The sequence below is a fragment of the Tardiphaga sp. genome (assembly GCF_044336785.1).
Taxonomy (GTDB): Bacteria; Pseudomonadota; Alphaproteobacteria; order Rhizobiales; family Xanthobacteraceae; genus Tardiphaga.
In genome coordinates this window covers 20,535-42,142 of record NZ_JBIIOT010000016.1, presented here as the reverse complement: position 1 = coordinate 42,142, position 21,608 = coordinate 20,535, and the positions used below count along the sequence as shown (strand labels likewise).

The 21,608-nt window shown below is 61.8% G+C and carries 11 protein-coding genes; 2 read left to right on the top strand and 9 right to left on the bottom strand.

Annotated features, from left to right (window positions below):
- Positions 1-52 precede the first annotated feature (52 nt).
- The 7 genes from ACIQ2A_RS07370 to ACIQ2A_RS07340 form a co-directional block, all read right to left on the bottom strand.
- Positions 53-2,605 carry an HWE histidine kinase domain-containing protein gene (locus tag ACIQ2A_RS07370; protein ID WP_398477385.1) on the bottom strand — a complete coding sequence of 851 codons (2,553 nt, stop codon included), beginning with the start codon at positions 2,603-2,605 and terminating at the stop codon, positions 53-55.
- 195 nt (positions 2,606-2,800) lie between these two features.
- The gene (locus ACIQ2A_RS07365) at positions 2,801-5,929 is read right to left on the bottom strand and encodes an efflux RND transporter permease subunit (RefSeq protein ID WP_398477383.1); all 3,129 of its coding nucleotides are present in this window, start codon (positions 5,927-5,929) and stop codon (positions 2,801-2,803) included.
- A gap of 36 nt (positions 5,930-5,965) precedes the next feature.
- Positions 5,966-7,102 carry an efflux RND transporter periplasmic adaptor subunit gene (locus ACIQ2A_RS07360; RefSeq protein WP_398477455.1) on the bottom strand — a complete coding sequence of 379 codons (1,137 nt, stop codon included), beginning with the start codon at positions 7,100-7,102 and terminating at the stop codon, positions 5,966-5,968.
- 256 nt (positions 7,103-7,358) lie between these two features.
- Complete coding sequence (locus ACIQ2A_RS07355; protein WP_398477381.1) at positions 7,359-8,756, bottom strand: CoA transferase; 1,398 nt, start codon at positions 8,754-8,756, stop codon at positions 7,359-7,361.
- A gap of 90 nt (positions 8,757-8,846) precedes the next feature.
- Positions 8,847-12,179 carry an error-prone DNA polymerase gene (locus tag ACIQ2A_RS07350; protein ID WP_398477379.1) on the bottom strand — a complete coding sequence of 1,111 codons (3,333 nt, stop codon included), beginning with the start codon at positions 12,177-12,179 and terminating at the stop codon, positions 8,847-8,849.
- Entirely contained in the window at positions 12,176-13,765 is a 1,590-nt protein-coding gene (locus ACIQ2A_RS07345; protein ID WP_398477376.1) for a Y-family DNA polymerase, read from the bottom strand. The genes ACIQ2A_RS07350 and ACIQ2A_RS07345 overlap by 4 nt, the downstream gene beginning before the upstream one ends.
- Entirely contained in the window at positions 13,653-14,453 is an 801-nt protein-coding gene (locus ACIQ2A_RS07340) for an ImuA family protein (RefSeq protein ID WP_398477374.1), read from the bottom strand. Before ACIQ2A_RS07340 ends, ACIQ2A_RS07345 begins: the two co-directional genes overlap by 113 nt.
- Before the next feature lie 220 nt (positions 14,454-14,673).
- On the opposite strand from ACIQ2A_RS07340, the gene ACIQ2A_RS07335 reads away from it, so the two are divergent.
- Entirely contained in the window at positions 14,674-15,915 is a 1,242-nt protein-coding gene (locus tag ACIQ2A_RS07335) for a putative DNA modification/repair radical SAM protein (protein ID WP_398477372.1), read from the top strand.
- Between the two features lie 149 nt (positions 15,916-16,064).
- On the top strand, positions 16,065-17,528 hold the full coding sequence (locus ACIQ2A_RS07330) for a UdgX family uracil-DNA binding protein (RefSeq protein ID WP_398477370.1): 1,464 nt from the start codon (positions 16,065-16,067) through the stop codon (positions 17,526-17,528).
- 122 nt (positions 17,529-17,650) lie between these two features.
- Here ACIQ2A_RS07330 and ACIQ2A_RS07325 read toward each other — a convergent pair whose 3' ends face one another.
- Both ACIQ2A_RS07325 and ACIQ2A_RS07320 read right to left on the bottom strand, forming a co-directional pair.
- On the bottom strand, positions 17,651-18,394 hold the full coding sequence (locus ACIQ2A_RS07325) for a hypothetical protein (RefSeq protein ID WP_398477368.1): 744 nt from the start codon (positions 18,392-18,394) through the stop codon (positions 17,651-17,653).
- Positions 18,395-18,514: 120 nt separating this feature from the next.
- Complete coding sequence (locus tag ACIQ2A_RS07320; protein ID WP_398477366.1) at positions 18,515-21,604, bottom strand: MexW/MexI family multidrug efflux RND transporter permease subunit; 3,090 nt, start codon at positions 21,602-21,604, stop codon at positions 18,515-18,517.
- Positions 21,605-21,608 lie beyond the last annotated feature (4 nt).

Below are 21,608 nucleotides of genomic sequence, written 5' to 3'. Positions count from 1 at the left end.
CGCGATCGAAGGGCAGCATGGGTTTCGCTGCGCTCAACCCATCCTACGATTGCTACTTCTTGCGCGCGATCGCGGCGCCCAGCGCCGTCACCAGCGACATCAGATCATACGGCTTGCGGATCACCGGCACGGCATCCAGCGCCGCGGGAATGAGACTCGTCTCGCCATAGCCGGTCGCGAAGACGAAGGGCACGCCGAGTTCGCTGAGCATATGCGCCACCGGCATCGATGTGCCGTTGCCGAGATTGACGTCCAGAATGGCAACATCCGGCTTGAAGCTCACTAGCAGCGCCAGCGCTTCCTTGGTGGATGCTGCCGTTTCCACGCGCGCGGCGCCCTCGCCCGCAAGCATGGTTTCGACATCCATGGCGATCAGCAACTGATCCTCGACCATCAGCACATCGAGCCCACGCATGGAGGCCATCGGCCTGTCGTCACTGCGCTTGGTCTGCCGCGTGCGCGTCACCGCAGCCGCAGGCCAGGTGACGAAGCGCGCCGGGATCAGCAGGCGGACGCGCGCTCCGGCAGGATCGTAATCGACATCACTCTCGCCGCCGAGATCATAGGGAATGCTGCGGCCGATCAGCGTCGAGCCGAAGCCGGGTGTTTTCGGCGGTGTGACGATGGGGCCGCCGCGCTCCAGCCAGCGGATCTCGCAGTCGCCGCTATCGAGACGCTGCCATGTCAGCGACAGCCGACCGGGACTGGCCGACAGCGCGCCGTATTTTGCGGCATTGGTCGCGAGCTCGTGCAGCACCAGCGCCAGCACCGAAAAGGCGCGCGCATCGAGCATCACGTCGGGACCAGCGACCTCGATCTCCTTCACCGCTTCGCGGTAAGGCGACAGCTCTGCATCGATGAGACTCTTCAGCGCCCCGCCGCCAGCGCCACGGATCACCTGATCATGGGCGAGCGACAGCGCCTGGATGCGCCCCTTCAGCGAGGCGACGTAATCCTCGATGCTGCGACCGTCGTCCACCGGATGCGAAACCAGCGACTTGATCAGCGCCAGGATATTCTTGACGCGATGGTTGAGCTCCTCATTGAGCATCTTCTGGCGCAGGTCGGCTTTATGCCGTTCGTCGGCCAGCAGTTCGTTGTGACGCAGCACGACTTCCACCAGCGCGGCGCGCGTGGCCTCACCGGTGTCGCGCTCATTCTGCAGCCACGGCTCGGACTGGTGTTCGACCGTCTGCTTCCAGATTTCAAAACTCTTGCGCGGCGTCAGGCGATCGCCGAGCGGGCCGGTCTCATAGGTCTTGTTGGGATCGCCGGCCCAGTTCACCGTCTGCGCGACTTCGCTGCGGAAGAACAGCAGATAGTCACGCGGCAATTGCGACAGCGGGATGGCCAGCACGCCCGCGACCAGTTCGCTGTAGTCTTCCGCTTCCGGCAAACGATCCGATAAGGCGCTGGTGGCCCAGACGCGTCCTTCAGCGGCCGAATTCACGAGGGCCATCAGCGCCGGCACGGCGTCCGGCGGCGGCACCTTTCCAAACCCGGTCCAGCTGTCGTTGAAGAAGAGGCCGACACCGTCGCAGGGCATCAGTTCGCGAAAATCGCGAATGCTGTTCTTCAGCAGATCCTCGACATTGCCGTGATGCGAGACATTGTGCAGCAGCTGATCGAGATAGCGGCGCGCGCGTTCGCTGGCGGCGAGCTTGCGCTTCTGGATCAGCGACGCCAACTGCATGGAGAAGAATTCGCCGAACATTTCGGCGGCGACGCGCTTCTCCATCGACAGGACGCGCGTCGAATAGTGGTGACAGGCGATCAGGCCCCACAGCGCGCCATCGAGAATGATCGAGATCGACATCGATGCGCCGACGCCCATGTTGCGCAGATATTCGCAATGGATCGGCGACACACTGCGCAGATGCGCGAAGGATAGATCGAGCGGCTCGCCCGAACTGTCGCGCTCTGGCACGATCGGCACGCGCGCGCCGGACGAGTCCGACACGATGCGCACGGTGTTCTGCACATAGAGAATGCGCGCTTGTTGCGGAATGTCGCTGGCGGGGAAATGCTGACCGTGAAAGCTCTCGAGATCGCTGCGCTTGGCTTCGCTGATCACACGGCCGGAGCCGTCCTGGGCAAATTGATAGACCATGACCCGGTCATAACCGAGCGCACCGCGCAGAAGGCGCGATGCGTTGTCGAACAGAATGTCGAGATCGTTGCACTGCCCGATGCGGCCGATCAGCAGGCGCGACAATTCCAGCGGCGGAGTCGCCTCAACGGGATCGACCGGCTCGAATTCAACGATGTTGACGCCGTGATGGCGATGCACCGCAACGTTGAACGAGATGTCGGTGTGGGCGACCTTGAAGTCGATCAGGAGCCCGGCGCGCTGTTGGCTCCCCCATTTCGCGATGGCATTGCGGATGTCATGGGCCGGCTTCTCGCCGATCAGATCGTCGAGGCGGCGGTCATTGATCTCGCCGGTGATCCCAAGCATCGCGCCGGCATTGGCCGAATGACGCCGCACCATGCCGACTGAGCCATCGCAAGCCAGCAGGCAGCCATGGGGCTGAATGCTGCCGGGGATATGGATCGGCTCGCGGTCGCAATTGGTGAGATCGACGGTATCGGAGGTGGTTAGCATCAAGTGTCTCGGGAACGGCAATAAGCGGGAGAATGCCACGTCCGGAGACTTTGACAAACAACGGCACGACCCTTGGCGCGAATAGTTCCAAGGCGCGCTAACGCACGATCAGGATAACAATCGAGATGCGATTTGGGTCCACGCTCATGCGCACCCGTAGGTGGGCACGCTGCGCTTTGCCACCTATGTCAGATCTTAGCCCTGCCGCGAGCGCTTGGCGAAGAAGGTCATCAGCACTGGTAACGTGATGAGGATGACCAGGGGCGCCAGCATCATGCCGGTGACCACGACCACGGCCAGCGGCTTCTGCACCTGCGAGCCGACGCCCTCCGACAGCGCAGCTGGCAACAGGCCGATGCCCGCCACGATACATGTCATCAGTACCGGCCGCAGCTGCAGCTCGCCCGTCTTGATGACCGCCTTGATGCGCTCCATGCCCTCATCGATGAGCTGGTTGTATTGCGAGATGATCAGGATGCCGTCCATCACGGCGATGCCGAACAGCGCGATGAAGCCGATGGCGGCCGAGACGCTGAACGGGATGCCGAAAATATACAGGCCGAGCACACCACCGAACACCGCCATGGGAATCACGCTCATGGCCAGCAATGTGTCAGCCATGGAGCCGAAATTGAACCAGAGCAGTACGCCGATGAGCAGCAGGCTGATGGGCACCACGATGGACAGGCGCGCGATGGCATCCTGCAGATTGCCGAATTCACCGACCCATTCGGTGCGCGAGCCGGGCGGCAGCTTGACCAGCGCATTCACCTTGTCCTGCGCTTCCTGGATCGCGCTGCCGAGATCGCGTTCACGCACTGAGAACTTGATCGGCAGATAGCGCTCCTGGTTCTCGCGATAGATGTAAGCCGCGCCGGAAATCAAGTTGATGGAGGCGACCTCGCTGAGCGGGATCTGCGTGATGGTGCCATTCGGGCCGGGTGCGCCGATGCGCAGATTCTGGATCGCCTCGGCGCTGCGGCGGAATTCTGGTGCGAGACGAACCACGATCGGGAAGTGACGATCGCTGCCGCCCTCATAGAGGTCGCCGGCGCTGTCGCCGCCGATCGCGACCTTGATGGTGGCATTGATATCGCCCGGTGCCAGGCCATAACGCGCGGCCTTCGCGCGGTCGATGTCGATCTGGATGGTCGGTTGGCCGAGCGAGGTGAACACCGCGAGATCGGTGACGCCCTGCACGGTGGAGAGCACGTCCTTGATCTCATTCGCCGTCTTGGTCAGCGTTTCGAGATCGCTGCCATAGAGCTTGATCGAGTTTTCGCCCTTCACGCCGGACACGGCTTCGGAGACGTTGTCCTGCAGATATTGCGAGAAGTTGAATTCGACGCCGGGAAATTTGGTCTGCAAATCCTTGAGCAGGCGCGCCGTCAGCACGTCCTTGTCCTGCGTCGTTGGCCACTGGGCGACGGGCTTCAGCGGCGTGAAGAACTCGGCATTGAAGAGACCGGCCGCGTCGGTGCCGTCATCGGGACGACCATGCTGCGACACCACCGATTCCACTTCGGGCTGCTGGCGGATGAAGCGGCGCATCTCGTTGACGTACGTATTGCCTTCCTGCAGCGAGATGGTCGGCGGCAGCGTGGCGCGGATCCACATATTGCCTTCTTCCAGCTTCGGCAGGAATTCGAGGCCGAGCAGCCGGATCATGATGGCGGTGGCCACCAGCAGCGCAACGGCGAGCCCCATGACCACGGCGCGGCTCTTCACCGCCCAGTTCAGAACCGGCACATAGATGTGGTGCAGCTTGCGGACGATCCAGGTTTCGGTCTCCTGCACATGCGCGGGCAGGATCAGCGCCGACAGCGCCGGCGTGATGGTGAAGGTGGCGATCAGGCCGCCGGCCAGCGCGTAAGCATAGGTGCGCGCCATTGGGCCGAAGATGTTGCCCTCCACGCCCGACAGCGTGAACAGCGGCAGGAAGGCCGCGATGATGATCGCCGCGGCGAAGAAGATCGATCGCGAGACGTCCGCGGAGGCGCTGAGGATGCCGTGCTTCTTCATCCCCATGATGGTTTCGGGCGAGATGTGACTCTTCTCGGCGTCCGATAGCGGCGTCGTCTGCGTCAATCTCCGGAAGATCGCCTCCACCATGATCACGGTGCCATCGACGATCAGGCCGAAATCGATGGCGCCGACCGAGAGCAGATTTGCGGACTCTCCCCGCGCGACAAGAATGATGACGGCGAAGAACAGCGCAAACGGAATCGTGGCGCCGACGATCAATGCGCTGCGCAGATTGCCGAGGAACAGCCATTGCAGGAAGACGATCAGCAGGATGCCGACCACCATATTGTGCAGCACCGTATGCGTCGTGAGATCGATCAGATCCTTGCGGTCATAGATGCGCTCGATCCGCACGCCGGGCGGCAATACATTGCCATTGTTGATGGCGCGCACGGCCTTCTCGACATTGACGATGGTCGGCGAACTCTTCTCGCCACGCCGCATCATCACGATACCCTGGACGATGTCGTCGTCATTGTTGAGACCGGCAATGCCGAGCCGCGGCTTCTCGCCCACCGTAACCGAGGCGACGTCACGGATCAGCACCGGATTGCCATTGGTCTGCGAGATCATTGTGTTGGAGATGTCGTCGATGGAGCGGATCAGACCGACGCCGCGCACGACGGCCGATTGCGGGCCGATATTGACGGTATTGCCGCCGACATTGATGTTGGCGTTGCCGACGGCCGTCAGCATCTGCGGCAGCGTCAGGCCATAGGCGACGAGCTTGTTGAAATCGACCTGGATTTCATAGGTCTTGGTCTTGCCGCCCCAGCCGACCACATCGATGACGCCCGGCACGGCGCGGAAGCGACGCTGCAGCACCCAGTCCTGCAACGTCTTGAGATCGAGCACGCTGTAATTCGGCGGACCGACCAGACGATAACGGAAGATTTCACCGACCGGCGACAGCGGCGAAATGCCGGGCTGCGCATTGTTGGGCAGCGGACCAAGCTGCGCCAGCCTGTTCAGCACCTGCTGCAACGCTTCATCATAGGTGTAGTCAAAGGAGAATTGCAGTTTGACGTCCGACAGGCCGTACAAGGAAATTGTACGGATCATCTTCATGTTCTTGATGCCGGCAACCTGCGTCTCGATCGGAATGGTGATGTAACGCTCGATCTCCTCGGCCGACAGGCCTGGCGATTGCGTCACGATGTTCACCATCGGTGGCGTCGGATCGGGATAGGCTTCGATGTTCAGCTGCTGAAAGGCGAAGATGCCGCCGATAAACACGGCCAGGAACATGCCAACCATCAGGAAGCGACGGTCGACGGCAATAGAGACGAGACGATCCATCCAGATCGGACCTTTCAGAGAAGCCGAAGCTGGAACTTAGCTAGCAGACGCCACGCGATCGATGAACAGGCTACCGCGGGTGATGATCTTTTCGCCCGGCCGGAGGTTGCCGAACACTTCCACCAGGCCAGCATTGGTCATGCCAGTCTTGATGGTGCGCAGTTCGATGGTCTTGTCGTCATTGGCGACCCAGACGCGGACCTGATCGCCTTCATAAATCAGTGCGGTCTTCGGCACGCCGACGGTCGGCTGTTCGCCCGGCGCGTAGATCGTGACCGTGGTGAACATTTCCGGCTTCAGCAGGCCGTTGCTGTTATTCAGCGTGGCGCGCACCAGCAGGCGACGCGTGGCCGGATCGAGCGCGGTGGCGACATAGTCGATGCGGCCGGTCATGATGCGGCCCGGCAATGCCAGCGCCGAGAAGGTCATTTCCTGGCCGATCTGCACCGATGCCGCCTCGGTCTCGCGCACAAAGGCATTGAGCCAGACGGTGGAGAGATCGCCGATCACAAACACCGGATCGCTGGCGCCGGCGCTGATGAACTGGCCCGGACCGACCTTGCGCTGGACCACGGTGCCGGCAAGCGGCGAGAACACGGTGGTTTCCGGATTGATGCGGCCCTTCTCCTGGAAGGCGGTGATCGCATCTTCCGTGAGGCCGAGAATGCGCAGGCGGTTGCGCGAAGCCTCCAGCGCGGTGTCGGCGGTGCGCAGATCGTTCTGGGCCTGGAGCAGCGTGGCCTGGGCCTGCTGATAATCCTTCAGCGGCACGGCCTTGCCTTCGAACAGATCCTTGGCGCGCTTGTCCTGGATGGTGGCGAGGTCAAACTGTGACTTCGCTTTATTAGCAGCGGTGACAGCGGCAACGAAATCGTTCTGCGCGCCAACGGTATCGGCAGCTTCCACCACGAACAGCGGCTGGCCCTTGACCACCTGATCGCCGGGCTTGGCGAGCAGTTTGGTGACGCGGCCGGCATAGGGCGAGAAGATCGGCGTGGACTTGTCTTCATCGACGGCGATCTTGCCTTCGGTGACCGACTCCGACCGGAACGACTTCACGCTGACCGGCTCGATGGTCAGGCTCGCCCATTCGGATGCGCTCGGCGTGTAGCGCTGCGGATTCTTGCGGGACTGGCTGGAGACGTCCGAATGCTTCTGCGGCGTCGCGGTCATCTGCGTATAGGCATAGCCGGCGCCGACAAGAACGACGGCCGCGCAGACGCTGATGGCCAGCTGTTTGCGGCTGAATTTCGAAGATCCCTGGTTCACGTTCGTCACCTGCCGAGCCCTTAGAATACGAGTCCGCTTATGCCGCGGCGTTTTGTCCCATACGCGCCGCTATTAGTGCGCATATGGACGTTGAGACAATCAAAAAACGCAGGTCTGACCCGCATTTTTGTTTAAACTTTCGTTATCATGCAAACAAGTGTCATGGCGCGGACCCCCATACCGGCGGGTTTGTCCCTAACGGGACCGCCGGGCGGGCCCAGGTTGCCAGAGTGCCGCCTAACACGGCTGCATGACGAACAGCCGACAGGGCACCAAAGCCCGACGGCATATCCTCAACACATGAGGCCACGGCGTCGCCCGGGATATCCGGCGCCTTCAAGCCATTTTCAAGGCGCCCCATATCCCACAGCCATTTGCCGGTGCGCGCCAGCGACACCTGAACGTGCCAGCTGCCGCCCTCACTTGCCTGGCGCAGCCTGCCCATCATGGCGCCGAAGGCCATCAGATAGCCGGTGGCATGATCGAGCATCTGCGCGGGTAACTCCTTCGGACCTTCGACACCTGCGGCTTTCCCTTCGGCATCGTTGAAGCCCGTCGCGCATTGAACCAGCGAATCGAAGCCACGGCGCTGCGCCCAATCACCGCTGCGACCATAGGCGGAGAGCGAGACGTAAACGATGCCGGGGCTGATGCGCGCCGCATCGGCCGGCGCGAAGCCGCGTGCGGCCAGCGATTGCGGGCGATAACCCTGCGAGAAGATATCGGCGCTGGTGAGCAGATCACGCAGCGTCTCCCTGCCCTGCCCGGTGTCGAGATCGGCGAAACATGACCGCTTGCCGCGACCGGTGTCGATGGTGAGCCACGGGATCGCCGGCAGATTGGGACTGGAAACCAGCATCACATCGGCGCCGTGGGCGGCCAGCGTGCGTCCCGCAACCGGGCCGGCGATGACACGCGACAGATCGAGCACGCGCAGGCCTTCGAGGGGGCGCTCGCCTGCGGGCCATGGTCTTGGCGCGGCGTCGCCGATTTTGGTGATCTCGATCAGCGGCAGCCCGGCGATGGCTTTTGCCTGCGGCAGCGCCATCCATTCATCGTGGCTGCGCATCAGCGCGACGACACCGCCGGCAGCATAGGCTGCGGTCTCGAAAGCCTCGCCCTTCCACTGCATCAGCGCAGCTTGCACGGCTTCGCGTTCTGCTGTGCAGGACAGAACCTGGCAGACGGCATCGCGGTGATGCGGGAAATTGGTGTGCAGCCGGACAAAGCGTCCATCGCCGGTCTTGTAGACGCCGGCAATCGCATCCCAGGCGGGCGGCGGCGGATGGCCATCGCAGCGCAGATAGCGCTCGCTGCGGCATTCGACGACGGCGTGACGCATATCGACGCTGACGGTCTGCGCCTGCCCGCTGCGCGCGCGCCAGATCTCGGCAGCAGCGAGACCAGCGGCTGCGATCGACACCTGCGCGGCAGCACCGGTACGGAACGAGGACGGCAGCGCCGGCTCCGCGCCGGTCAGCGTGACGCGCTCCAGCGCGGTGCGATCACCGCCCAGATCGGTCCACAGCTCGGCAAGAATTGCGCGCGGCGTCTGCATTATGTTGAGCCTGAAGGACGGTGGCTGGTGCGTCCCAGCAGACCGTATTCGCATCGTGCAGGTCAACGGCTGAACGGTTGCTGAACGAGGTCAGTGAAAGTCCCGCGAGCGCGGCAGAATCCGGACGTCGCGCGGATGGCGGATGCGCTGGGCGGGATTGTCGGGATGTTCGCGGCGATCGTCATTGAGCGGTTCAGGACCTGGCAGCATGCGGCGCGGTGATCCGAGCGCATCATTGGCGAGGAATTTCAGCTCGTCCGATCGATCCACCAGCCGTTCGGCGACGAGGTGCACGACGTTTTCCTTGCTGCTCTGGATGCGCCCCTCGACCCAGATCAGCCGTGCGCCCATCACCTCCTTGCGGAATGTCTCCATCACCTTTGGCCACACCACGACATTGGCGATGCCGGTCTCATCTTCCAGCGTCATGAAGATCACCCCCTTGGCACTGCCGGGCCGCTGCCTCACGAGCACGACGCCGGCACAGCGGGCCGGCGTGTTGTTCGGCGACGCAGCAACTGTCGCGCAGGTCATCACCTTTTCCGCCGCAAACATCGTACGCAAAAATTCCATCGGATGGCCTTTAAGCGACAACCGGATTGTTTGATAATCCGCAACAACTTCTTCGGCACGTGGCATCTGCGGCAGCGGCGCCGCGTTCTCATCGGACAGTTCGCGTGCGGTTGCCACTTCGAACAGCGGCAGCGCCACGTCGTCCGGCATGCGTCGCACGGCCCACAGGGCCGCGCGGCGATCAAGCCCGATGGAACGAAATGCGTCGGCATCAGCCAGCATGATCAGCGCGCGCTTCGGCAATGCGGTGTCGCGGGCAAAATCTTCGAGGGTGGTGAAGGCGCGTTTCTCACGCGCAGCGACAATGCGGGCGCCCCAGTCTTCACCCGGCCTCCTGCCTAATCGCTTTCGTTCGCGCTCCTCATCCGCATCGGCCCACTTGAAACCATCGATCTGGCGAAAACCAAGACGAACGGCGTGATACTCCGCGCCAATATCCTCCAGCGTATTTTGCGAATAGCTGTGACTTATATCGATGGAATGAACCACCACACGATTCTTTTGTGCGTCCTGCACGATCTGCGACGGCGCGTAGAACCCCATCGGCTGGGAATTCAAAAGACCGCAGCAGAAGACATCGGGGTGATAGTGTTTCAGCCATGACGACACGTAGACGAGCCGAGCGAAAGACGCCGCGTGGCTTTCAGGGAAGCCGTAACTGCCAAATCCCTTGATCTGCTCGAAGCAGTTCTTGGCGAAGACAGAATCGTAACCACGCGCAATCATCTGATTGACCATCTTCTCCTCGAAATTTCCGATAGTCCCGACATTGCGAAACGTCGCCATCGCACGTCGCAATCCATTGGCTTCTTCCGAGGTAAACTTGGCCGCCTCGATGGCGATGCGCATCGCCTGTTCCTGAAACAGCGGAACGCCACGGGTCTTTTTCAGGACATTCTTGAGTTCGTCTTTTTCGCCATCTTTCGGAAAAGGATATTCGATATCTTCTTCGCGCATCTCCCTTCGCTTCAAATAGGGATGCACCATATTGCCTTGGATTGGACCAGGTCGCACAATCGCAACTTCGATGACGAGATCGTAGAATGTTCGTGGCTTTAGCCGCGGCAACATGTTCATCTGCGCGCGGCTCTCGACCTGGAAGACGCCGAGCGATTCGCCGCGCTGGAGCATCTGATAGACGGGATCGTCGTCCTTCGACTTGATATCCTTCAGCTCATAACGTAGCCCCTTGTGCCGAAAGATCAGCTCGAAGCAGCGGCGAATGCAGGTCAGCATGCCCAGAGCCAGCACATCGACCTTCATCATCTTCATCGCATCGACATCGTCCTTGTCCCATTCGATGAAGGTGCGATCATCCATCGCCGCATTTCCGATCGGCACATAGGTGTCGAGATTATCCTGCGTGAGGACATAGCCGCCGACATGCTGAGAGAGATGGCGCGGAAATTCGATCAACTGTGTTGCCAGCGCAACCGCCTGTACGATCGCCGGATTGGACGGATCGAGCCCCGCCTGTTTCACCTGCATTTCGTTGAGGCCCTTGCCCCAACTTCCCCATACGGTGTCGGCCAGCGATGACGTGACGTCTTCGGTCAGCCCGAGCGCCTTGCCGACATCGCGGATCGCCGAGCGCGGGCGATAATGAATGACGGTGGCAATGATTGCTGCGCGATGGCGGCCGTAACGTTCATAGACATATTGCATCACCTCTTCACGCCGGACATGCTCGAAATCGACATCGATGTCCGGCGGCTCAAGGCGTTCCTTGGAGATAAACCGCTCAAACAGGAGATCGACTTCGGCAGGATTGACCGAGGTGATATCGAGCATGTAGCAAACGGCGGAATTCGCTGCCGAGCCACGCCCCTGGCAGAGAATGTTCTGGCTGCGTGCATATTGGACGATGTCGTGAACGGTCAGGAAATAGTGGGCGTATTTAAGCTCCCTGATCAGAGCGAGCTCCTTGCGCAAGGTAGCTTCCAGAACCTCATCAACGGTGTTGGGAAAATGCCGGCGATACCCTTCCCATGTCAGGTCTGCGAGATGCCCCTGCGCGGTCTTTCCCGGCGGAACGGGTTCGTCAGGATACTGGTATTTGAGCTGAGCGAGCGTGAAGCTGATCCGCTCCGAAAACCTGATCGTCTCCGCAATGGCATCCGGATAATCGCGAAACAGCCGCGCCATCTCGGATGCCGATTTGAGATGGCGCTCGGCATTGGCCTGCAGCCGACGGCCGACCTTGTCGATCGTCGTCTTCTCGCGAATGCAGGTCAGCACATCCTGCAAGGGTCGCTGGCTGTACGCGTGATACAGCACCTCATTACTCGCGATCAGCGGTACGCGGGCCGTGCCTGCGATACGTTCGAGCCGTGCAAGACGCCGCTTGTCGTCACCGTGATGCAGGAAGCTCGCAGCGAGCCAGACATTGTCGGGACATGTGCGCGTTAGACGATCCAGCGTTTTGAGTGCCGTGACCTTGTCGAAACGATGCGGCAAAGAAAGGATGCACAATTGCCCTTCGGCAAAATCGGTCAGATCGGCCAGCGTGAGATGACAGTCGCCTTTATCCGCCCTCAGCTTTCCACGGCTGAGGAGCTGGCATAGCCGCCCATAAGCATCGCGATCCCGGGGATAAAGGATGATGTCAGGCGTGCCATCCATAAAGACGAGACGCGCACCGATCAGCAGACGCGGAGGATCCGCGACATCCTTATTGTCCAGCTCACTATAGGCACGCACCACGCCCGCCAGCGTATTGCGATCGGCAATGCCGATGATCGGCAGACCGATCTTGCTTGCCTGATGCACATAGCTTTCCGGATGCGAGCCGCCATGCAGGAACGAGAAATTGGTGGTGATGCCGAGTTCGGCATAGGCCGGAATGGTCATGCGAACATCCCGTGGACGAACCATTTCGGATCGACGCGCTTTTCCTCCTCGTCCAGGATTTCACCGTAAAGCCCATCGCGAAAAATCCAGAGCCGCTGCCCGATATCGTCCTCGATGCGGAAGTAATCGCGGGTCGGCTGTGGCTCCTGCGTGCGCCACCATTCCATGGCGATGCGCTCCGGACCTTCGGCGCGGCGCACGATGTGATTGACACGTCGCCATGTGAAATATTTGGGCGGCTTGTCAGGAAATTCGGCCAGCGCCACTTCGATCGGCTCAGGCCGCTCGAACAGACGCAATGGTCGCAGCGGCGGTTCGCCGGTGATGCGCAGCGGCCATGGCGCGAGAGACGCTTCGATCAGGCCCCATTGCGCCGGCATCGGATCGGCCGCGCGCTCCGGGATATGCGTATCCACCGGCAGATGCACGAATACACGGCGCGGGCCGATCCGTGCCGAGAGACGATCGACGAGGCCGATCACCTCGTCATTGTCCTGGGCGCGGCTATCGAGATCGCTCTGCTGCTGCACTACCACTTCGGTGTGGCTGGCCGAGAGCCGGATCATGTCGAAGCCGAAACCGGGATCGAGCGGGTCGGCGATGGCGTCGAGGCGCTCGCGAAAGAGACGGTCGACGACCTCGACGCGGTTCACCGCCTGCCCGGTCTGCGCCGTGATCACGCGCACCACACCATCGGTGCGGAAGAAGGCTGCTTGGAGATGGCGCGCGCCTTTGCCCTGCTTGTCCATCGCGGCGATCAGCATGCCGGCCAGTGACGTCAGCGTTGCCGTGATGACGGTGTCGGTCGCGATCGGCTCGGGGAAGCGTTTCTCGACGATGTAATCCGGCAGCGGCTTTCGCGGGCTGATCGGGCTGTCGCCCTGCCCGAGTGCCGCTTCCAGCAACGCCGTAAAAGCTGCGCCAAAACGCGCGGTGATTTCGGCACGGCCGCGTGCGGCGACATCGCCGATGGTCTTGAGGCCGGCGCGACGCAGCCCGCGAATGATCGCCTCATCGGCGCCGAGCGGATGCAGGGGCAATGGTTTTACGGCCCTCGCCTCATCACCGGCCGCAACGATGCGGCCATGCCGGTGACGACTGAGCGTGCGCGCACAGACCGAGGTGCCGGCGATCGCGGCGCTGACGATAAAGCCCTGCTTGGTCAGCGTGGCGCAGAGTTGGTCCATCAAGCCGGCCTCGCCGCCAAACAGATGCGCGCAGCCGGTGATGTCGAGAAACAGGCCGTGCGGCGCATCGAGCGCGACCAGTGGCGTGAAGCGATCGCACCAGTCGGCGATGGCGTTCAGCAACTCGGCATCAGCGACGGGATCGGCATCGCAGACATCGATATCAGGACACACCGCGCGCGCATTGGCGAGCGGCAGGCCGATCTCGAGGCCGAGCTTTGCTGCCGCATCGTTTACCGCCGTGATCTGCCAGGCATTGCTCTCCTTGGCGGCTGATATCAGCGGTCTATGCGCGTCGTGCAACGCGCCGCTGCGGGCGCGCTGGCGCCTGATGCGGTCGGTCGGCAGGCGCGGCAGCCACAGGCTGAGAATGCGCCGTCTCACGGAAAAGGCACTCATCACATTTCCATTCCATGATCCATCGGCCGGTCTGGCCATGGCGATTGCGAACAAGCTGCGTGTCGAGGATCGGTGCGCCCCAGGCTTCCCATGGCGCTGTCGGCGGCGAACGCGCGGCCTGCACCACCCAGCGCGTCTCCGCCGTGCTCACTATTGGCAAAGCGGAGGTGCGCAGCATCACGCAGCTGACGCCGGAATTTTGCGCAGCCAGCGTGTATTTGCGGCTGGCGACGAGATCGAAGGCGCGCACCTCGCCCCACAGGTCGAGCACCACGGCGCCGAGCGCATCACAGGCCAGTGCATCGGCGCCGACGCGCAGCGCCATCTCGTGATCGGCCGCCTGCACCAGCACGATGCGGCGCGGATCGAGGCCGAGTTCATTGAGCCCGCTCATCGACAGGCCACCTGCTTCGCGGGCGACAAAATCCTGCCGGATCCAGAGCAGCGGCTTGCTCTTGCTCAGGCGCTGGGCGATGCCGGCGACAAAGCCTGTGGCGGCGCCAACCTGCCGTGTCTCCAGCGCAAACACCTCATGGAGGGTTCCGCTGATGAGGCCGCCTTGCAGCACCTCATCCGCTTCGGCATGGCCGAGCGCCACGCGATCGAGGCGCGTGGTATCTTCATGCCCTTCGATCCGTTCGATGCTGCCGCGAAGGCGCGCAAGCGTGTCCGTGCGTGCGCCGATCATGCGCCGCTCCTCAAAATCTTTGCCAGTGACGGGTTTTCAATGAACCCGTGACTGGCTCATTTGTTCATGATACGTTCTATATAACGCCCAGAGGCTCGGCTGAGTCAATCGGATCATTGCGGCCGCGTTTCAAATTTTGCGGGCGTATGGGGATCACAACCACTTGGTTGTGATGGGGACCGCGACCCAAATTTTTGCGGCGGACTTGAAAGGATTTGGAATGGACGTGAAGCGCAAGCTGGAGATCCTTGCGGATGCCGCCAAATACGATGCTTCCTGCGCATCGAGCGGCACCGAGAAGCGGGATTCCCGCGACGGCAAGGGCATGGGTTCGACCGATGCAGGCATGGGCATCTGTCATTCCTATGCGCCGGATGGCCGCTGCATCTCGCTGCTGAAAATCCTGCTCACCAATGCCTGCAATTACGATTGCCTTTATTGCGTCAACCGCGCCTCCAGCAATGTGACGCGGGCGCGCTTCACCGTGGATGAAGTGGTGCAGCTGACGCTGGATTTCTATCGACGCAATTACATCGAGGGCTTGTTTCTCTCATCGGGCATCATCCGCAGCGCGGATTACACGATGGAGCAAGTGGTCGCCGTCGCGCGCAAACTGCGCGAAGAGCATCACTTTCGCGGCTACATTCATCTGAAGACCATTCCGGAAGCGGATGAGGCACTGATTACCGAGGCCGGCAAATATGCGGATCGGCTCTCGATCAATATCGAGGTGCCCGATGAAGGCAGCCTGAAGCAACTGGCGCCGGAAAAGGACGTGCGTGCGATCCGCCGCACGATGGGACGTTTGCGGCTGAAGCTGGATGAAGCACGCGAGGGCGCCAAACCGACGCCGCGCGGCCGAACTGCGCCGCGTTTTGCGCCAGCGGGCCAGAGCACGCAGATGATCGTCGGCGCCGACAGCGCCAATGACGCCACCATCATCAAGACCTCAGCCAATCTCTATGGCTCCTACAATCTCAAGCGCGTCTATTACTCGGCCTTCAGCCCGATCCCCGATGCCAGCCGTTCGCTGCCGCTGCGCGCGCCGCCCCTGATGCGCGAGCATCGGCTGTATCAGGCCGACTGGCTAATGCGCTTCTACGGCTTCGATGCCGACGAGATCGTGGCTGGCAATGACGGCATGCTGTCGCTGGACATGGATCCGAAACTCGCCTGGGCGCTGCGCCATCGCGACCGTTTCCCGCTCGACATCAACCGCGCCAGCCGCGAGGACCTGCTCCGCGTGCCCGGTTTTGGTGCGCGCGCCGTGCAGCGGATCATCGAGACGCGGCGGATTTCATCGATCCGCGTGGGCGATCTTGCAGCCCTGCATATCCCGCGGAACAAGGCGCTGCCGTTTATCGTTCTTCCCGATCACCGGCCGACAACCGCGCTGCTCGATAGCGCGAATCTGGCGGAGCGGTTCAAGCCGAAGGCGAAGCAATTGGGCTTTGCTTTCTAGCAAGCGCAACACACTCCGCCCTCATCCTGAGGAGCCGCGCATCGCGCGGCGTCTCGAAGGATGGGCCACAAGTGCCAGGCCAGCATCCTTCGAGACGCCGCTTTGCGGCTCCTCAGGATGAGGACGGAGATTGTTGCAAGGGATCATAAATGCACACCATCACGCTCGACGGCGAAACCGATTTCGACGGCTGGCGCAAGGCCGCGCGGCTGCTGGCAATGAATGGCGTTGCGCCCGCGGATGTGACCTGGATCGTTGCCGGTGACGATGAGCCGGAGCTGTTTCCAGCCATACATGATACGCCGCTCAACGAGGTCCGCGGCACCTTCAACGTTCCCGCGCAATTCGTCGATCTCGCCAAATCCGTCATCCTGCACCGCGATCCCCAGCGCTTTGCCCTGCTCTATCGTATGTTGTGGCGGCTACGCAGCCATCACGACCTGCTGCAGCTCGCTACCGATCCGGATACCGCGAAACTGGAAAGCATGGCCAAGGCGATCCGCCGCGACGAGCACAAGATGCATGCCTTCGTGCGGTTCCGCGAAATCGGACGCGAGCCAAAATCGCATTTCGTCGCCTGGTTCGAGCCGGAACATCACATCGTCGAACTCGGGGCGCCGTTTTTCGCGCGGCGTTTTGCCGATATGGCGTGGTCGATCCTGACGCCTGATCTCTGCGCGCATTGGGACGGGCACACAGTGTCATTCTCGCCCGGTGTTGATAAATCCATGGCGCCATCGAGCGATCGGCTCGAGGAGGTCTGGCTGACCTATTACGCCAACATCTTCAATCCGGCGCGCTTGAAGACCAAGGCGATGCAGAAGGAGATGCCGAAGAAGTACTGGCGCAATCTGCCCGAAGCGGCGCTGATCAAGCCGCTGATCGAGAAGGCGGAACGAGTTACGGGCGAAATGATTGCCGCGGAAGCGCTGGAGCCGAAGAAGCCGCAGCGTCGCGAGGACATCATGGCCAGGTCACACACCACGGCTTCGGCAGAGCCTTCGAACGACAACAGCCTCACCGCGTTACGCGATGAGGCCGCCGATTGCCGCGCCTGTGCGCTCTGGAAGGATGCGACCCAGACCGTGTTCGGCGAAGGGCCGAAACAGGCCTCGGTGATGATGGTCGGCGAACAGCCCGGCGACAAGGAAGACCTGGCCGGAAAGCCATTTGTCGGTCCGGCCGGCCAGATGCTCGACAAGGCGTTGAAGGAAGCCGGCATCATTCGCGACAAGGTCTATGTCACCAATGCGGTGAAGCATTTCAAATTCGTGCCACGTGGCAAATTCCGGCTGCATCAGAAACCGGCGACGCCTGAGATCAAGGCGTGTCGGCCTTGGTATGAGCGCGAAAAGGCTTTGGTGAAACCGGAGCTTGTCGTCGCGATGGGCGCAACAGCTGCGCAGAGCGTGTTCGGCAAGATCATGCCGGTCGGCAAGACGCGCGGCCGCGTGATCGATCTGGAGGACGGCACGCGCGTGCTCGTGACCGTGCATCCGTCCTATTTGCTGCGATTGCCGGATGAGGATGCAAGGCTGCGTGAATATGCGAATTTCGTTGAGGATTTGCGCATCGTGGCGGCGCATTTGAGCGCGTCGGCAAGAGCCGCCTAAACTCCGCCCTCATCCCGAGGAGCGCGCAAAGCGCGCGTCTCGAAGGATGGTGGTACGCTCAGAGCCAAGCAGCTCATGGTTCGAGACGGCGCTTCGCGCCTCCTCACCATGAGGGGCTGAGATTAAATTACGATCTCCCGCATCACGCGTCGCGTATCCATCTCGAATTCGAGATCGACCACCGGCGGTCGTGCAAAATGCCAGGTCATGCCCTGGCGTGCGGCGCCACGCTTCACCAGCTCATCGGCGACGACCGGGTGAAAATCCTGCACCGTATAGACCTGTGTCGCCGTCGTATCCTTCCAGCCGAAGCCGAATGCGCCGAGGCGCTCTTCCATCGTATTCATCGTCATGCGCGCTTTCTCGCGCAAGGCATCCGCCGAAGTTTCGCGATAGCGCACGATGCGCTCCGGATATGTGCCGGGACCACTGCGCGCTTCGGCACCGCCGGCGATCACGAAGCTTGGTCCCGCGCCTTTTGCTTCCCGCACGAACGAGAATGCGTAGAACGACGGTTCGCTCGGCGGATCGATTTCGAGACAGACATTGCTGCGTGCGACGGGATTGTTGGTGCCGTCGAAGAGACCCCATTCGGCGAGCGTCTTCACATAGTGTTCGTTAAATGTGCGAAAGCCGGCTTCATCGACGACCGCAGGCGAACGCAATTCGCAGGCACAGAATGACGTGAGCGGTCTTCCTGCAGCGCGGATGTAATCGGCGATGCGCGCAAAGCCTTCCCCGAGAGGCAACCATGTATCGAAGCGGACGCGCTCGATCTCGTAATCGGGCAGTGCTGCAGCGCCGCTCGAATACTGAAATAGCGCGGGAATGTAACGATAGTTGCCGGCGGTGAAATCGCGCGTCATCGAGGGGGGCTCCTCCGGGGGGCGTCCGCCTCAAAAGAAATGGCGGATCGACATTGCCGATCCGCCATCCAACCTCAATCCATCTGGCCCTGCAAGCTCAGCGTTGCGAGACCCAATGCGTCACGTGGTCTTTGCGTGCTTCATGTCGAAGTCCGCGATCTCTTTGGCGCGTTCGCTTTCCTTGCCGGCGCGGTGATCCGTGGCGATGGCCACATAGACCGCGGGCAGCACGAACAGCGTGAACAGCGTGCCGATCAGCATGCCGGCCACGACCACGAGGCCGATGGAGAAGCGGCTCGCCGCCCCCGCACCCGAGGCGGTGAGCAGCGGCAAGAGGCCGGTGACCATCGCCGCTGTCGTCATCAGGATCGGACGCAGGCGAACGCGGGCGGCCATCTCGATGGCCGAGCGGCGATCGAGACCTTCCTTGAGCTGCAGCTCATTGGCGAACTCCACCATCAGGATGCCGTGCTTCGAGATCAGGCCGACCAGCGTCAACAGACCGACCTGGGTGTAGATGTTGATCGTCGCCACGCCGAAGAACAGCGGGATCAACGCACCCGAAATCGCCATCGGCACCGAGATCATGATGACCAGGGGGTCGCGGATCGACTCGAACTGCGCCGCCAGCACCAGGAAGATGATGATCAGCGCGAAGCCGAACGCCACCGCGAGCTGGTTGCCTTCCTGCACATATTGACGGCTATCGGCGAGATAGTCGTGATTGAAGCCCGCCGGCAGCTTCTTCGCCTCCGCCTCGAGGAAATCCACCGCCTGACCGACCGTCACGCCCGGCATCGGCACGGCCTGGAAGGTCGCCGAATTCAGCTGGTTGAAATGCGACAGCGCGTTCGGATTAGTCCCCGTTTCCACCTTCACCAGTGTGGACAGCGGAACCTGCTGGCCCGTCGCGGTCGGCACATAGTAGTTGGCCAGTGAATCCTGCGAGATGCGCATGGCGCGCGGGACCTGCGGGATCACCTGATAGGAACGCCCTTCGAGATTGAAGCGGTTGATGTAGTTGCCACCCAGCAGCACCGCCAGCGAATTGCCGATGCTCTGCATGGTGACGCCGAGATCGTTCGCCTTCGACCGGTCCACGCTCACGCGCACCACCGGCTGATTGAAGTCGAGATCGCTGTCGGTGACGATGAACATGCCGCTCTTCTGCGCGGACGCCTTCAGCTTCACCATCTCCTCATAGACGGATTGGAAGCTGCCGACGGTGTTGATCACCATCTGGATCGGCAGACCGCCAGGACCGCCCGGCAGAGCCGGAAGATTGAAGGCGAAGGCGTTCACACCCTCGATCTTGCTCAGTTCGTCCTGCACCGGCTGCTTGAGCTGGTTGGTCGAGCGCTTGCGCTCGTCCCACGGCTTCAGCAGCATGCCGGCGATGCCGTTGTTCGGGCCGTTGATGCCGTTGATGATGAAGCGCAGGTCCGTCTCGGGGAACTTGGCGAACACCTTGTCCATCTTCTCTCCGTAATAATCGGAGTAGTCGATATTGGCGTATTTCGGCCCCTTGGTGATGGCGAACAGGATGCCCTGATCCTCCTCAGGCGCCAGCTCCTTCTTCGTATTCATGTACATGAAGGCGACGAGACCGAGGATGACCACCGCGAACAATGCGGTGATCGGACGATAATCGAGCGAGCGATCGAGCTGGCGGCCATACCAGCGCGTCACCGCGCCGAACACCTTGTCGACCTTCTTGGCGAACCAGCCGGGCTCTTCCTGCTTCAGCAGCACGGAGCACATCATGGGCGACAGCGTCAGTGCGATGACGCCCGACACGATCACGGAGCCCGCCAGCGTGAAGGCGAATTCGCGGAACAGCGCGCCGGTAAGACCGCCGATAAAGCCGATCGGCGCATAGACCGCCGCGAGCGTGATGGTCATGGAGATGACCGGGCCGATGATTTCGCGCGCGCCTTCCAGCGACGCCTGCACCGGCGATTTGCCCTCCTCCAGATGGCGGTGGATGTTCTCCACCACCACGATGGCGTCGTCCACCACGAGGCCGATGGCGAGCACCATGGCCAGCAGCGTCAACAGGTTGAAGCTGAAGCCGGCCATCAGCATGAGACTGCAGACGCCGATCAGCGACAGCGGGATCGTCACCACCGGAATGATGACCGAACGCAGCGACGCCAGGAACAGGAAGATGACGACCACGACGATGACCACCGCTTCGATCAGCGTATTGCGCACCTCCTCGATGGACGAGGTGATGAACTTGGTCGAGTCGTAGGCCACCTTCATCTTCAGCGACGGCGGCAGGTTGCGCTCGAGTTCGGGGAACAGCTCGCGCACGCCCTTGACGATGTTCAAGGGATTGCCGAGCGGCGTCGATTTCACGCCGATGAAAATGGCGCGCTCGCCCGAGAAGGCCACCGATGCGTCGGTGCTCTGCGCGGCCAGTTCGACGGTGGCGATGTCCTCCATGCGGACGAAACCGCCATCCTTCGCCTTGATGATCATCCGCTTGAATTCGCCGACATTCTGCAAGTCGGTGTTCGCCGCGACGTTGGAGACGATGTAGTAGCCCTTCGTTTGCCCCGCTGCCGCCTGAAAATTGTTGGCGCGGATGGCGGCGACGACGTCATCGGACGACACGCCGCGGCCGTTCATGCGCAGCGGATCGAGCCACAGGCGCATGGCAAAGGTCTGGCCGCCGAGGATTTCGGCATTGGCCACGCCGTCCACCGTTGACAGCACCGGCTGCACGGCGCGCGTCAGATAGTCGGAGATCGCCGAACCCGAGAGTTCATCGCTGGAGAAGCCGAGATACATGATCGCGGTGGTTTCGCCGGTGGACTTCAGGATCACCGGGTCGTTGGCTTCACGCGGGATCAGATATTTGACCGAGTTGACCTTCGACAGCACTTCGGTGAGCGCGGCGTTCGGATCAACATTGAGCTTGATATAGACCGAGATCAGGCTCTGGCCCTGGGTCGAGGCCGAGGTCATGTAGTCGATGCCTTCGGAAGCCGCGACGGCCTGCTCGATGGGCGTGGTGATAAAGCCCTGCATCAGGTCCGGCGACGCGCCGGGATACACCGTGGTGATGGTGATCACGGTGTTGGTGAGTTTCGGATACTGCCGGATCGGCAGGCTGGTGGCCGCCTTGAAGCCGATCAGAAGGATCAGCAGCGAGACCACCACCGCGAGCACGGGGCGCTTGATGAAGATATCCGTGAAGGACATGCGT